Below are 13,163 nucleotides of genomic sequence, written 5' to 3'. Positions count from 1 at the left end.
CCTTACATCTCCTTCACCGACCGGTCGAGAAGGTCCCGCAGACGCCGGATCCGCTCGGTCAGCTCCACCGGCTCGACCACCTCGAACTCACAGCCGAGCAGCATGAGGTGAATCACCAGGACGTCGAGGTTCACCGCCCCGGTGCGCAGCAGGCAGCTCCGTGCGTCGACCGGCTCCAGGGTCCCGTCGCTCGGGCCGACGGTCAGCGCGGCCTGCTCCGCCGACACTTTGAGCCGCACCAGCGCCCGCGCCGCGTACGCGCGCTCGGACACGCCCTGGGAGACGTACGCGGCGAGGTCCGCGGCCGGGGGCGGGCGCGGGGTGAAGCGGGGGCCGTGCGGGGGCCGGGGTTCGATCCGGTCGGCACGGAAGGTCCGCCAGTCCTCCCGGCCGAGGTCCCAGGCCACGAGGTACCAGCGCCGCTCGGTGCACACCAGCCGGTGCGGCTCGGCCGTGCGGCGGGTGACGGCGCCGTCGTGGTCCCGGTAGTCGAAGCGCAGCCGCTCGCCGTCCCGGCAGACGGCGGCGAGCCCGGTGAGCACGGCGGGATCGACGGTGGGGCCCTGCGGCCCCCGCAGCATCGGCACGGTGAACTCGTTCAGCGCGGCGACCCTTCGGCGCAGCCGGGCCGGCAGCACCTGCTCCAGCTTGGCCAGGGCCCGTACCGAGGACTCCCCGATCCCCTCGACGCCGTTCCCGGCGGCGGTGCGCAGGCCCACGGCCACCGCGACGGCCTCGTCGTCGTCGAGCAGCAGCGGCGGCAGCTCGGCCCCGACTCCGAGCTGGTACCCGCCGCCGGTGCCGGGGCTGGCGTTCACCGGATACCCGAGCTCCCGCAGCCGGTCGACGTCGCGCCGCACGGTCCGCGGGGTCACCCCGAGCCGCTCGGCCAGCGCGGCCCCGGTCCACTCCCGGTGAGCCTGCAACAGCGACAACAGTCGCAACAACCGCGCGGAGGTCTCAAGCATCCCCAAAGTATCCCGCCACCCCCTCCCTCCCCGCCGGGCACCCTGCCCAGCGGCGGCTCTCCACCGCCGCCGGCGTTTGAGGCGGCTCTTCCAGCCCCGCCACACCTCGCCGTTCCAGCCCCGCCGCGCCCCGCCCCTCCAGCCCCGCCGGCGTTTGAGGCGGCTCTTCCAGCCCCGCCGGCGTTTGAGGCGCGGGCCCGGGCGGAGCCCGGCTCCGGACGTCAGCGCGGAGCCGCCCCCGCAGGCACCGCCCCACTCGCCGAGGGCACCGGCACCGGCACCGGCACCGGCGGAGCAACCGGCGGAGCAACCGGCAACACCAGCAGCGTCCCCGCCGCCACCGCCTCCGGCCGCCCCCCGAGCACCCCCCGGTTCGCCTCGTACAGCGCCCGCCAGCCCCCCGCCACCTTCCGCCGCCGCGCGATCGAGTCCAGCGACTCCCCCTCCCGCACCACGTGCATCCGCCCCGCCAGCCCGTACCGCTTAGAGCACACCGGCCACGCTTCCCAGCCCTGCGTGGCCAGCACCTCCTCCCCCACCCTGATCTGCTGCTCCCGGCGCGCCAGATCGGCCCGCGGCGCGAAGACGAGTCCCCCGTGCCCCTCCCAGGTCGGCTGCCGGAACTGCAGTCCCCCGTAGAACCCGTTGCCCGTGTTGACCGACCAGCGCCCACTGCTCTCGCAGTCCGCCACGCAGTCCCAGGGCCACTCCCCGCCCGGCCCGCAGTCCCCCGGCCCCCGCCCGATCACCCCGGGCGACCCCGGATGCGCCGCCCCCGCGGGCCCGGGCGCCGGCGGCGGCGGAGCCGCGGTCGCGCAGGAGGGGAGTACGAACACCAGCGCGGCGGCGGTCACGGCCGCCGACGCGGCCCACCGGGTCCGGAGGTTGGGCATCGGCCCACGCTACGCACGCCCCCGGCCCCGTCCCGCCCCGCCACGCGGCGCGCCCCCGCGCCCCACCCGGACGGCCGACCCGCCACCCGCCACTCGCCCCGCGAAACGGGCAGCTTCAACCATCAACTGGACTCAACCGAGCCACAGTTGTCACAAACCCGAAGCGCCCAGGAGGCCGTTCACCCTCCCGGGTGGCCGGTTCGATTCCGTTCCCTCAAACGGCGTGACCCCGCGCACCGCTCCCGCGTTGTGCCCGGCGAGCCGGGAACCCCCCGGCGCCCCGCTCGCCTAGTCCGAGGAGCCACCCCGTGCCGCGCATGCTCGACGTCAGTGATGAGGTACGTGCCGAAATCGGTGACGAAGAAGCCGACAGGCTGCTCGTGGGCGACGACGCGCCGGGCAGTTACGACTGCACCTCCTGCCGCACCCCCGGGGACCCCGAGCGCGAACCCACCAGCACGGTGCTGTTCGTCGGGGAAGAGACCGCGGTACTGGCCTTCGCGCACGCCAACTGCATCCCGTCGCAGGTCGTCTCCGTCTCCGAGGAGCAGCTCCAGGGCGCCGTCCGCTCCATCACGGGCGACAGCCCGGCACCGGCCGCCGCCGCGCCCGCGTCCGGCGACGAGCCGCAGGCCGTGCCCGGCGGCCAGGCCGTCCTCGGCATCACCAGCGGCCTGGTCCTGATCGGCGGCGAGCTGCACCCCGCGCTGGTGGTCGAGCCGACCGCGCCGATCGCCCGTCCCGGCTCCACCGGCCCCGGCGACGACTTCCTGCCGCTCCTCATCGAGCAGGGCTTCATCCCGGTCACCGACACCGGCGAGCTGCCCTCCCCGCTGCACGGCTGGTCGGTGCTGCTCGCCGCCGGTCAGCTGCACGCGGTGCTCCAGCCCGGCCCGCAGGGCGGCAGCCCGATCCACTGGTGGCAGGCGCACCATGCGCTCTCCGTCACCGACGGCTGGAGGGCCGCCGTCAACAAGACCCAGCGCGTCCTCGTCTACGCCGCCCCGGTCGGCTCCATCGGTCAGCAGCCCCGCGAGGACCTGCTCCGCGACGCCCTCGACAAGGCCGCGGCCGACGGCCAGCTGGTCGCCGCTTCGATGCCGCTGGCCGGTACGCCGGGCGCCTGACGCCCCGCTCGGCACCCGTCGCAACGGCCGCCCGGACCCTCTCCCCAGGGGCCGGGCGGCCGTGCGTCGTGCCGGCACCCCGGCGGCGAGCTGCGTTTTCGCCCCGGTCAGGCCGCATCCGCAGGGCTTCGGGTTCGTTGGCTGATACGTGCATTCATACGACCCAACCCGCGCCCCGTCCTTTTCGAGCAGCGTCCCCCAGATGCGCCCGTCCCTGGACACCGCTCCGGCCGCCTCGCACACCCCGATCTACGACCTGCTGTATTCGGAGTACCTGCGCGCCTTCCGGGCGCTCCCCGGCGATCGTACGGGCGAGGAGGACCTGGGCTTCACCTCGTTCTCCTACGGCGGCACCTCCACCGGCTTCGCGTACACCGGCGGGGGCGGCGGCTCGTACGGCAGCGGCTGGACCCGTTCCTCCTGGCAGCCGGCGGACGCCTGGCAGCCCGCGTACGCCCCGGCCCCCCAGCCGCTGCCGCAGCCCTCGTACGCGTACGCGGGGAGCACGGGCGGCGGCTACGAGGCCAACGGCAGCGGGCGGCAGTACCAGACCGGGATGCAGCACATCCCGGCGGCCCTGCCGCCCGCTCCGCGCCGGGGCTACTGACCCCGGCGGCGCGTCACCCCGTACGTCTACTTCTTCTTCTTGTACTGCGCGCCGCGCTTCTCGCGCACCCGCACCGAGATGTGGAGCGGGGTGCCCTCGAAGCCGAACTCCTCGCGCAGGCGGCGCTCGATGAAGCGCCGGTAGCCGTGCTCCAGGAAGCCGGAGGCGAAGAGGACGAACCGCGGCGGCTTGCTGCCCGCCTGGGTGCCGAACAGGATGCGGGGCTGCTTGCCGCCGCGGATCGGGTGCGGGTGCGCCGCGACGACCTCGCCGAGGAAGGCGTTCAGCCGGCCGGTGGGGACGCGCGTCTCCCAGCCGGCGAGGGCGGTCTCGATCGCCGGGACCAGCTTCTCCATGTGGCGGCCGGTGAGCGCCGAGACGTTCACCCGGGGCGCCCAGGAGACCTGCTGCATCTCGGTCTCGATCTCGCGCTCGAGGTAGTACCGGCGCTCCTCGTCGAGCTCGTCCCACTTGTTGTACGCGATCACGATGGCGCGGCCGGCCTCGACGGCCATGGTGATGATGCGCTGGTCCTGGACGCTGATGGTCTCGGTCGAGTCGATCAGGATGACCGCGACCTCCGCCTTCTCGACGGCGGCGGCCGTGCGCAGGGAGGCGTAGTAGTCGGCGCCCTGCTGGAGGTGGACCTTCTTGCGGATGCCGGCCGTGTCGACGAACTTCCAGGTCACGCCGCCCAGCTGGATCAGCTCGTCGACCGGGTCACGGGTGGTGCCGGCCAGTTCGTTGACGACGACGCGGTCCTCCTTGGCGACCTTGTTCAGGAGGGAGGACTTGCCGACGTTGGGGCGGCCGATCAGCGCGATGCGGCGCGGTCCGCCGAGCGGGGCGGCGCCGAAGGTCTGGGCGGGCGCCTCGGGCAGCGCGTCGAGGACGGCGTCGAGCATGTCGCCCGTGCCGCGGCCGTGCAGGGAGGACACCGGGTGCGGCAGCCCGAGGCCGAGGGACCACAGGGAGGCGGCGTCGGATTCGCCGCTCAGGCCGTCGACCTTGTTCGCGCACAGCACGACGGGCTTGCCGGCCCGGCGCAGCAGCTTGACAACGGCCTCGTCGCTGTCGGTGGCGCCGACCTTGGCGTCCACGACGAAGACCACCGCGTCGGCGGTCTCGATGGCGTACTCGGCCTGGGCGGCAACGGCCGCGTCGATGCCGAGGACGTCCTGCTCCCAGCCTCCGGTGTCGACGACCTTGAACCGGCGGCCGGCCCATTCGGCCTCGTAGGTGACGCGGTCGCGGGTGACGCCGGGCTTGTCCTCGACGACCGCCTCGCGACGGCCGATGATGCGGTTCACCAGGGTCGACTTGCCGACGTTCGGGCGGCCGACGACGGCGAGGACGGGGAGCGGGCCGTGGCCGGCCTCCTCGATCGCGCCTTCGACGTCTTCGAGGTCGAAGCCTTCCTCCGCGGCGAGCTCCATGAACTCCGCGTACTCGGCGTCGCCAAGTGCTCCGTGGTCGTGCTGGTCGTTCATGAAGTCCGTTCCTCGTCGTCCGTGGTGATCGGTGGCAACCGCGCAGCGCGGTTCCACTACTAGGTCAAGTCTCGCTCAGCGCCCGGTGAGGCGCTTGGCGTCGGCCAGGTGGGCGGTCAGCCGGTCCTGGATGCGTACGGTGGCCCCGTCCAGCGCGGTGCGCGTGCGGCGGCCGGTGCCGTCCCCGGCGTCGAAGGCGGAGCCGAAGACGACGTCCACCCGGCTCTTGAGGGCCGGGAGTCCCTTCACCAGCCTGCCGCGGCTCTCGGTGCTGCCGAGGACGGCGACGGGCACGATGGGCGCGCCGCTGCGGACCGCGAAGTACGCGAGTCCGGCGCGGAGCGAGGCGAAGTCGCCGTCGCCGCGGGTGCCCTCGGGGAAGATCCCGAGCGCGCCGCCGTTCTCCAGGACGCCGAGGGCGCGGCCGACGGCGGTCCGGTCGGTACCGGTCCGGTCCACCTTCACCTGCCCGATCCCTTCCAGGAAGGGGCCGAGGGGGCCGACGTACGCTTCCTTCTTGATCAGGAAGTGCAGCGGCCGCGGCGCGGTGCCCATGACCATGGGGCCGTCTATGTTGTGGGAGTGATTCACGGCGAGGATCACGGGGCCCGTGGCGGGCACCCGCCAGGCGCCCAGTACGCGCGGCTTCCACAGCCCGTACATCAGGCCGATGCCGATCCGCCGCCCGACCGCCGCACCCTTGAGGGAGGGCGTATCGCTCACCTGCGTACCGCCCGCTTCTCTTCCACCAGGGTGACCACGCACTCGATGACCTGCTCCAGCGTCAGCTCGGTGGTGTCCACCTCGACGGCGTCGGGGGCCTTGGCGAGCGGGGAGGTCTTGCGTCCGGAGTCGGCCGCGTCCCGCTTGATCAGGGCTTCCTTGGTCGCCGCGAGGTCCGTGGCCTCCTTGCCCGGCAGCTCGCCGTTGCGGCGGGCGGCCCGGGCCTCGGCGGAGGCGGTGAGGAAGACCTTGAGGTCGGCGCCGGGCAGGACGGTGGTCCCGATGTCCCGGCCCTCGACGACGATGCCGTCGGCGTCCTGGGCGGCCTCGGCCGCGATCGAGCGCTGGAGCTCGGTGATCAGGGTGCGCACCTCGGGTACGGCGCTGACGGCGCTGACCTTGGAGGTGACCTCCTGGGTCCGGATCGGGCCGGAGGCGTCGAGGCCGTCGACCGTGATCGTGGGCGCGCTCGGGTCCGTGCCGGACACTATGGCGGGCTTGCCGGCCGCGAGGGCGATCGCCTGCGGGTCGTCGGTGTCGACGCCGTTGGTGATCATCCACCAGGTGATGGCCCGGTACTGGGCACCGGTGTCCAGGTAGCGCAGGCCGAGCTTGGCGGCCACGGCCTTGGACGTGCTGGACTTGCCCGTGCCGGAGGGACCGTCGATGGCGACGATCACGGCGGCCGGAGCTGCGGTTTCCACGGTGCGGGCACCTTCCTGGTTGCGCGTACGTGTCCGGGCGCGCCAAGAGCGCCCCTCCTCCAGGTTACCGGGCATTTCCAGCGCCCCCACCGCCCGGCCGGAACCCGGCCTCCCGGGAGGGCGCCCCCAGGCCGCGCGCGGCCCGGGCGCCGCGGCCGGCCCGCGCCTTACCTCCGGCCGTGCCCTACTGCTGGCGCAGCGCCCAGCCGCGCTCGCGCAGCTCGGCCTCCAGGACGGGGACGGCCCGCGGCTCCACCATCAGCTGCACCAGGCCCGCCTGCTGGCCCGTCGCGTGCTCGATCCGTACGTCCTCGATGTTGACCCCGGCCCGGCCCGCGTCCGCGAAGATCCGCGCCAGCTCCCCCGGGCTGTCGCTGATGAACACGCCGACCGTCTCGTACGCCATGGGCGCCGCCCCGTGCTTGCCCGGGACCCGGACCCGGCCGGCGTTGCCCCGCTTCAGCACGTCCTCGATGCCGGCCGCACCGCCGCGCCGCTCGGCCTCGTCGCCGGACTGGAGTCCGCGCAGGGCCTCCACCGTCTCGGCCAGGTCGGAGGCGATCCCGGCGAGTACGTCGGCGACCGGACCGGGGTTCGCCGACAGGATCTCCACCCACATCCGCGGGTCGGAGGCCGCGATGCGGGTCACGTCCCGGATGCCCTGCCCGCAGAGCCGGACCGCCGTCTCGTCCGCCTCCTCCAGCCGCGCCGCCACCATGCTCGACACCAGCTGCGGGGTGTGCGAGACCAGGGCCACCGCCCGGTCGTGCGCGTCCGCGTCCATCACCACCGGGACGGCCCGGCACAGGGCCACCAGCTCCAGTGCGAGGTTCAGCACCTCGTGGTCGGTGTCCCGGGTCGGCGTGAGCACCCAGGGCCGGCCCTCGAACAGGTCCGCCGTCGCGGCGAGGGGGCCCGACCGCTCCTTGCCGGCCATCGGGTGGGTGCCGATGTACGCCGATGCGTCCGCGCCGAGCGCGGCCAGCTCCCGCCGGGGGCCGCCCTTGACGCTCGCGACGTCCACGTAGGCCCGGGCGAGGCCGCGTCCGATCGCGTCGGCCAGCGCCGCCGCGACGTGCGCGGGAGGTACGGCCACGATCGCGAGGTCGACCGTGCCTTCGAGGGGCTCGTCGGTGCCCGCGCCCAGCGCCGCGGCCGTACGGGCCTGCGCCGGATCGTGGTCGACGAGGTGGACGGTGATGCCCCGGGCGGTCAGGGCGAGCGCCGCGGAGGTGCCGATCAGTCCGGTTCCGATGACGACGGCGGTTCTCACGGGGCGCTCCAGGGTGATCGCGGGACGGGGTGCCTGGCTCAGGGTAGCCAGCCCCGGCGGCCCGGGGGCCGCCGCCCGTTGCGGTAGAACGGGCGGCATGATCTTCCACATCGTCCCGCTCGCCGACTGGACCGCCGCGCCCGATCTCCCGTACGCCCCGCCCTCGCTCGCCTCGGAGGGGTTCGTGCACTGTTCGGCGGACCGCGCGACCGCCCTCGCGATCGTCGAGTCCCAGTACCGGGAGACGCCCGGGACCCTGCTGGCCGTGGAGCTCGACGAGGGCGCGCTGCTCCCGGAGGTCCGCCGTGCGGGTGAAGGCGGTCGCTATCCGCACGTCCACGGACCGTTGAACCGGGACGCGGTGGGCCTCGTGTGGGAAGTCGTACGCACACCAGGCCGTCCCGCCTCACTGGCCCCATGGCGGCCGGGAACCTGAGGCGGGGCGGACAGCATGGCGCGGCGGGCTTCTCCTGGAGGCCGGAGCACGCCAGGATGCTGCTCGCCCAGCGGCCACGAAGCGAGGAGAACGTTCATGAGCGACCCCACACCCACCGCCCGGCGCACCGTTCTGGCGGCGGGGGCAGTGGTCCTGGCCGGCGGCGCACTGGCCGCCTGCGGCGGTGAGGACAAGCCAAAGGACCAGACCGGCAGCTCCCCGGCCGGCGATGGCGCCGCGTCGCCCACGCCTTCCTCGGGAGGCGCCGCCAAGCCGCTGCTGAAGTCCTCGGACGTCCCCGTCGGGGGCGGGACGATCCTCAAGGCCGAGAAGCTGGTGGTCACCCAGCCGACGGCAGGCTCCTTCCGCTGCTTCTCGGCGGTGTGCACGCACCAGGGCTGCATCGTGGGCACGGTGCAGAACGGCACCATCGACTGCCCCTGCCACGGCAGCAAGTTCGAGATCGCCGACGGGGCGGTGGCCCACGGCCCGGCGACCCGGCCGCTCCCGGAGCAGAAGATCACCGTGGCCCCGGACGGCAACATCTCCCTCGCGTAAGGGGCCCGGCCCCGCCTAGGCTCCGGGGATGAACGAGCCGACCACGCCCGAGGAGACCCGTCTCGCCCTCGTACGCGACCACACCGTCTACGCGTGCGTCATGGGCTCCCGGGCGTTCGGCCTGGCGACGGAGGCGAGCGACACCGACCGGCGCGGTGTCTACCTCGCCCCGACGCCGCTGTTCTGGCGCTTCGACAAGCCTCCCACGCACGTGGAGGGGCCCCGGGACGAGGAGTTCTCCTGGGAGCTGGAACGGTTCTGCGAACTCGCCCTGGGCGCCAATCCGAACATCCTGGAGTGCCTGCACTCCCCGCTGGTGGAGCGGCTCACCCCGGTGGGCGAGGAGCTCCGCTCCCTGCGCCCGGCCTTCCTCTCCCGCCAGGCGCACACCAGCTTCACCCGCTATGCCGCAAGCCAGCACCGCAAACTCCGCGCGGACGTCCGCATCCACGGCGCCCCGCGCTGGAAGCACGCCATGCACCTGCTGCGCCTGCTCCTGTCCTGCCGTGACCTGCTGCGCACGGGCCGGCTGACCATCGACGTGACCCCGCACCGCGACCGGCTCCTCGCGGTCAAGCGCGGCGAGCTGACCTGGACCGAGACCGATGCCTGGACGTCCCGCCTCACGGCGGAGTGCGAGTCCGCCCTCGCCACCAGCCCGCTTCCGGCCGGGCCGGACACCGCCCGCGTGGCGGACTTCCTGCACCGCGCCCGCCGCGCATCGGCCGGGTAGCGCCGCTCAGGCGTCCCAGAGCGCGCCGAACTCCAGCAGCTCGTCGCGGTGTTCGATCCGGTCCTGCCAGTCGGCGGGCCAGGCCGACGCACCGAGGTGGGCGCCCGCGAAGGCGCCGGCGAGGCAGGCGAGGGAGTCGGAGTCGCCCTTGGTGCACGCGGCGCGGCGCAGCGCGAGGAGCGGCGCCTCGGGGAAGAGGAGGAAACACTGCAGGGCCGTCGCGAGGGCCTCTTCGGCGATCCAGCCGTCGCCCGTGGTGAGGCACGGGTCCGTCTCGGGGGACGGGGCGCGCAGGGCCGCGGCGAGGCGGTCCAGGACGGCGAGGCAGTCGTCCCAGCCCCGTGCCATGAAGGACTCCGGGGTGGCGTCCGAGGCCGTGCGCATCCACAGGTCGCCCAGCCAGCGCTCGTGGTAGCGGGTGCGGTTGTCCAGGGCGTAGGAGCGCAGCAGGCCGACCAGCCCCGTGGGCTCCGCGCCGCGCGCCAGCAGCTGGACGGCATGCGCCGTCAGGTCGGAGGCGGCCAGCGCCGTCGGGTGGCCGTGCGTGAGGGCCGACTGGAGCTGCGCGGCGCCCGCCCGCTCCTCCTCCGTCCAGCCGGGTACCAGGCCGACGGGGGCGACGCGCATGTTCGCCCCGCAGCCCTTGGAGCCGATCTGGCTGGCGTCGCGCCAGTCCCGCTCCGGCTCGTCCAGCAGCCGGCAGGCGCGCAGGCAGGTGTTGCCCGGGGCCCGGTTGTTCTCCGGGGAGTGGTACCAGTCGACGAACTCCTCCCGGACCGGACGCGTCAGCCGCAGCGGGCCGATCCGGCCGCGGTCCGTCGCCGTCCGGACGCCGCGCGCCAGGGCCAGCGTCATCTGCGTGTCGTCCGTGATGAGCGCCGGTCGGGGCAGCCGCATCTCCCGCCACGGGCCGGTCTTCGCGAGGATCGACGGCACATCGTGGAACTCCGTCGGAAACCCGAGGGCGTCCCCGAGGGCCAGGCCGATCAGGGCGCCGGTGGCGGCGCGCTTCGCGGCCGGGGCCTTGGCCGGCGTCGCGGTCGTCGTCTGCGTCATCGCGGGTGTCCTTCCGTGGGGCGGAGCAGGGGCGGGTGCAGGGCCGTCGCCGGTCCCGGGCGGTAGAGCGCGGCCGGTTTGCCGCGGCCGCCGGTCAGCCTGGCGGCCCCCGGTACGGCCTCGACGAAGCCGGGCGTCGCAAGGACCTTGCGGCGGAAGTTGGGGCGGTCCAAGGCCGTGTCCCAGACGGTCTCGTAGACGGCCTGGAGCTCACCGAGGGTGAACCGGGGCGGGCAGAAGGCGGTGGCCAGGCAGGTGTACTCCAGCTTCGAACCCACCCGGGAGCGGGCGTCCGCGAGGATCACCGCGTGGTCGAACGCCAGGCCGGCCGCCTCGTCCACCGGCACCCAGCGGGCCCGGTCGGCGTCACCGCCGCCGTCCGCCGCGGGCTCGGGCATGTCGGGGACCAGCGCGGTGAACGCCACCGAGACCACCCGCATCCGGGGGTCGCGGTCGGGTTCGCTGTAGGTGCGCAGCTGTTCGAGGTGCAGGGCCGCCACCAGGGCGGACGAGAGGCCCGTCTCTTCGGCGAGTTCCCGGCGGGCAGCCGTCTCGGCGGACTCGCGGGGCAGCACGAAGCCGCCGGGGAGTGCCCAGGCGCCGGCGTACGGTTCCCGGCCGCGCCGGATCAGCAGGACGTGCAGGGCGCCGCCGCGCACGGTGAACACGGCGAGGTCGACCGTCACGGCGAACGGCTCGAAGGCGTGGGGGTCGTAGGCCGCGTTCACCGGCCCTCCGGCCGTACGCCGCCGGACTGCCGTACACCCTCGGGCTGCGCGACGTTCTCGGGGAGCGGGTCCGCGAAGTACCAGCCCTCGGCCAGCAGTTCACCGACCGCCGCCACGGCCGCCGCCAGCCGCGCTTCGCGGTCCCCGCGCATGACGAGGAAACGCCTGCCGGTCCGCTCCAGTTCCTGCCGGAACCGGCCCGTCATCCAGGGCCGCAAGTGCTCTCCGTCGCGCAGGCCGTCGTCCTCGAAGGGCACGTCGGCGTCGTCCGTCAGCAGGTAGAGGTCGCGCCGCGTCAGGGCGGCGATCTTCTCGACCCCCTCGTTGCGGGTGCCCAGGTACCGCTCGTGCCAGATCCCCGTGGCGAAGGAGTCGGTGTCGCAGAACAGGACCGGTGAGCCCAGCCGGGCGGCGCGTTCCTCCTCCGCGTCCTGGCGCCGGGCGATCACCGGGAACTCGCGGGAGGCGAAGGTCACGTCCGCCCAGGAGGCGTCCGGGTCGGCGGCCCGCGCCGCCGCGAGCTTCTCCTCGCTGTACCGGCGCCCGTACTCGGCGACCCAGCCGGTCTTCGACCACACCCCGCCCAGCCGCCGGTAGTGGGCGGCCAGGTCGCGGGACAGGGTCGTCGTGCCCGTGGACTCGGCGCCCAGGACGACGACCCGCCGGGTCAGGGCCGCCCGTACGCCCGGCCCGAGGAACTCCCAGCAGCCGGCCGGGTCGGCGCGCACGGCCGTCCCCGACACCGGGAACAGCGTCCGCTCCCGGTCCACGAGGACCTCGCGGGCGCCGAAGCGCCGCGCGAGTTCGCTCCCGTACGCCTCCGAGGTGAAGACGGCGTCCACCCGCCGGGGCACCGCGGCCCGGAAGATCGCCATGTGGGCTTCCCAGACCGCGGGGTCGTGCAGGTCCACGGGGATGTCGTCGACCGCGCCGACCACCTGGGCGCCCGGGTGTTCCTCGCGCATCCAGGCCACCCGGTCCGCCAGCGGCACCGACTCCACGGAGGCGGCGCAGACCAGGACGGTCAGCCGCTCGCACTGGTCCTGGGCGGTGCGCACCAGGTGGTGGTGGCCGGCGTGCGGCGGGTAGAACTTGCCCAGCACCAGCCCGTGCCCGTACCGCTTACCGCCGCTCACGCCGTCGCCTCCACGGCCGTACGGACGCCGCGGCCGGCCAGCTCGCGGCGCCAGCCCGCCAGCCCGGCCACGCACAGCAGGAGGAAGCCGCCGTAGAGCACGGAGGTCAGGTAGAGCCCCTTGTAGACGTACAGCGGGATGTAGACGAGGTCGGCGGCGATCCACAGCCACCAGGACTCCAGGAGCTTGCGGCACTGCCCGTAGGTGGCCATGAGGGACAGTGCGGTGGTCAGCGCGTCCCAGAACGGGACGGTGGAGTCGGTGACCCGGCCGAGCAGCAGGGTCAGCGCGAGCATCCCCACCGCCCCCGCCGCGGCGAGTGCGGCCCATTCGGCGCGCGTGGTGCGGCGCACCGGCAGGGCCCCGGCGGTTCCTGGTCCACCCCCGTGGGTCCAGGACCACCAGCCGTACGCGGCGAGGGCGATGAAGACGATCTGCAGGCCGGCGTCGGCGTAGAGGCCGGCCTGCGCGAACAGCACGATGAAGAAGACGTTGTTGGCGATGCCGATCGGCCAGTTGGCGATGTGCTGCCGGGCCACCAGCCAGACGCACACGGCGCCCGTGACCGACCCGAGGATCTCGGTCCAGCTCGTGTTCCAGCCCATGACGGCCCCACTCCCTTAATAGTCACAGTGACTATAAACAGCGCCGGGGTACCGGGACAAGAGGGATACCGCGCGGGCAGGACCGCATACGGGAGAACCCGCGGCGCCCGAAGGCACCGCGGGTTC

15 protein-coding genes are annotated in these 13,163 nt (G+C 74.2%); 5 read left to right on the top strand and 10 right to left on the bottom strand.

The annotated features are described in order from the left end of the window. Positions 1 to 2: 2 nt before the first annotated feature. Positions 3 to 968: a helix-turn-helix transcriptional regulator gene (locus ACWGH1_RS15380; protein WP_453357693.1), complete on the bottom strand. Its 966-nt coding sequence runs from the start codon at positions 966 to 968 to the stop codon at positions 3 to 5. Positions 969 to 1,189: 221 nt separating this feature from the next. After that, positions 1,190 to 1,861, bottom strand: a complete 672-nt coding sequence (locus ACWGH1_RS15375; protein ID WP_453357562.1) for a LysM peptidoglycan-binding domain-containing protein — start codon at positions 1,859 to 1,861, stop codon at positions 1,190 to 1,192. 308 nt (positions 1,862 to 2,169) lie between these two features. Here ACWGH1_RS15375 and ACWGH1_RS15370 point away from each other — a divergent pair, with 308 nt between their 5' ends. Continuing rightward, the gene (locus ACWGH1_RS15370; RefSeq protein WP_453357561.1) at positions 2,170 to 2,988 is read left to right on the top strand and encodes a hypothetical protein; all 819 of its coding nucleotides are present in this window, start codon (positions 2,170 to 2,172) and stop codon (positions 2,986 to 2,988) included. 202 nt (positions 2,989 to 3,190) lie between these two features. After that, positions 3,191 to 3,595: a hypothetical protein gene (locus tag ACWGH1_RS15365; RefSeq protein WP_453408716.1), complete on the top strand. Its 405-nt coding sequence runs from the start codon at positions 3,191 to 3,193 to the stop codon at positions 3,593 to 3,595. A gap of 26 nt (positions 3,596 to 3,621) precedes the next feature. Here the strand turns inward: ACWGH1_RS15365 and der are convergent, their stop codons facing one another. From der to ACWGH1_RS15345, 4 genes are all read right to left on the bottom strand, one after another. After that, entirely contained in the window at positions 3,622 to 5,085 is a 1,464-nt protein-coding gene (gene der, locus ACWGH1_RS15360; protein WP_453355076.1) for a ribosome biogenesis GTPase Der, read from the bottom strand. 75 nt (positions 5,086 to 5,160) lie between these two features. Beyond that, positions 5,161 to 5,748 carry a lysophospholipid acyltransferase family protein gene (locus ACWGH1_RS15355; RefSeq protein WP_453355083.1) on the bottom strand — a complete coding sequence of 196 codons (588 nt, stop codon included), beginning with the start codon at positions 5,746 to 5,748 and terminating at the stop codon, positions 5,161 to 5,163. Positions 5,749 to 5,804: 56 nt separating this feature from the next. After that, positions 5,805 to 6,512 carry a (d)CMP kinase gene (gene cmk, locus ACWGH1_RS15350; RefSeq protein ID WP_453355077.1) on the bottom strand — a complete coding sequence of 236 codons (708 nt, stop codon included), beginning with the start codon at positions 6,510 to 6,512 and terminating at the stop codon, positions 5,805 to 5,807. Between the two features lie 184 nt (positions 6,513 to 6,696). Further along, the gene (locus tag ACWGH1_RS15345) at positions 6,697 to 7,785 is read right to left on the bottom strand and encodes a prephenate dehydrogenase (protein WP_453355078.1); all 1,089 of its coding nucleotides are present in this window, start codon (positions 7,783 to 7,785) and stop codon (positions 6,697 to 6,699) included. A gap of 97 nt (positions 7,786 to 7,882) precedes the next feature. Here ACWGH1_RS15345 and ACWGH1_RS15340 point away from each other — a divergent pair, with 97 nt between their 5' ends. The 3 genes from ACWGH1_RS15340 to ACWGH1_RS15330 all read left to right on the top strand — a co-directional run bounded on the left by ACWGH1_RS15340 (position 7,883) and on the right by ACWGH1_RS15330 (position 9,512). Beyond that, complete coding sequence (locus ACWGH1_RS15340) at positions 7,883 to 8,221, top strand: DUF952 domain-containing protein (RefSeq protein WP_453355079.1); 339 nt, start codon at positions 7,883 to 7,885, stop codon at positions 8,219 to 8,221. A gap of 96 nt (positions 8,222 to 8,317) precedes the next feature. After that, on the top strand, positions 8,318 to 8,779 hold the full coding sequence (locus tag ACWGH1_RS15335) for a Rieske (2Fe-2S) protein (protein ID WP_453355080.1): 462 nt from the start codon (positions 8,318 to 8,320) through the stop codon (positions 8,777 to 8,779). Between the two features lie 28 nt (positions 8,780 to 8,807). After that, entirely contained in the window at positions 8,808 to 9,512 is a 705-nt protein-coding gene (locus ACWGH1_RS15330; protein WP_453355081.1) for a nucleotidyltransferase domain-containing protein, read from the top strand. Between the two features lie 6 nt (positions 9,513 to 9,518). On the opposite strand, the gene ACWGH1_RS15325 is transcribed toward ACWGH1_RS15330, so the two are convergent. Genes ACWGH1_RS15325 through pnuC form a run of 4 tightly spaced genes read right to left on the bottom strand, consistent with a single transcriptional unit; the run spans position 9,519 to position 13,037 of the window. Continuing rightward, the gene (locus tag ACWGH1_RS15325; RefSeq protein ID WP_453355082.1) at positions 9,519 to 10,568 is read right to left on the bottom strand and encodes an ADP-ribosylglycohydrolase family protein; all 1,050 of its coding nucleotides are present in this window, start codon (positions 10,566 to 10,568) and stop codon (positions 9,519 to 9,521) included. Continuing rightward, the gene (locus ACWGH1_RS15320; protein WP_453408715.1) at positions 10,565 to 11,296 is read right to left on the bottom strand and encodes an NUDIX hydrolase; all 732 of its coding nucleotides are present in this window, start codon (positions 11,294 to 11,296) and stop codon (positions 10,565 to 10,567) included. Before ACWGH1_RS15320 ends, ACWGH1_RS15325 begins: the two co-directional genes overlap by 4 nt. Next, positions 11,293 to 12,432: an AAA family ATPase gene (locus ACWGH1_RS15315; RefSeq protein ID WP_453356861.1), complete on the bottom strand. Its 1,140-nt coding sequence runs from the start codon at positions 12,430 to 12,432 to the stop codon at positions 11,293 to 11,295. Before ACWGH1_RS15315 ends, ACWGH1_RS15320 begins: the two co-directional genes overlap by 4 nt. Further along, complete coding sequence (pnuC, locus tag ACWGH1_RS15310) at positions 12,429 to 13,037, bottom strand: nicotinamide riboside transporter PnuC (protein WP_453356860.1); 609 nt, start codon at positions 13,035 to 13,037, stop codon at positions 12,429 to 12,431. Before pnuC ends, ACWGH1_RS15315 begins: the two co-directional genes overlap by 4 nt. Positions 13,038 to 13,163 lie beyond the last annotated feature (126 nt).

This window comes from Streptomyces sp. NPDC054883, assembly GCF_053610645.1.
The sequence above is the reverse complement of the archived record's forward strand: the minus strand, read 5'-3'. Positions and strand labels throughout refer to the sequence as shown.

Coding starts and splice junctions, on each gene's coding strand:
- ACWGH1_RS15380 (WP_453357693.1), bottom strand. CDS start 968: ATGCTTGAGACCTCCGCGCGGTTGTTGCGACTGTTGTCGCTGTTGCAG.
- ACWGH1_RS15375 (WP_453357562.1), bottom strand. CDS start 1,861: ATGCCCAACCTCCGGACCCGGTGGGCCGCGTCGGCGGCCGTGACCGCC.
- ACWGH1_RS15365 (WP_453408716.1), top strand. CDS start 3,191: ATGCGCCCGTCCCTGGACACCGCTCCGGCCGCCTCGCACACCCCGATC.
- der (WP_453355076.1), bottom strand. CDS start 5,085: ATGAACGACCAGCACGACCACGGAGCACTTGGCGACGCCGAGTACGCG.
- ACWGH1_RS15355 (WP_453355083.1), bottom strand. CDS start 5,748: ATGTACGGGCTGTGGAAGCCGCGCGTACTGGGCGCCTGGCGGGTGCCC.
- ACWGH1_RS15340 (WP_453355079.1), top strand. CDS start 7,883: ATGATCTTCCACATCGTCCCGCTCGCCGACTGGACCGCCGCGCCCGAT.
- ACWGH1_RS15335 (WP_453355080.1), top strand. CDS start 8,318: ATGAGCGACCCCACACCCACCGCCCGGCGCACCGTTCTGGCGGCGGGG.
- ACWGH1_RS15330 (WP_453355081.1), top strand. CDS start 8,808: ATGAACGAGCCGACCACGCCCGAGGAGACCCGTCTCGCCCTCGTACGC.
- ACWGH1_RS15325 (WP_453355082.1), bottom strand. CDS start 10,568: ATGACGCAGACGACGACCGCGACGCCGGCCAAGGCCCCGGCCGCGAAG.
- pnuC (WP_453356860.1), bottom strand. CDS start 13,037: ATGGGCTGGAACACGAGCTGGACCGAGATCCTCGGGTCGGTCACGGGC.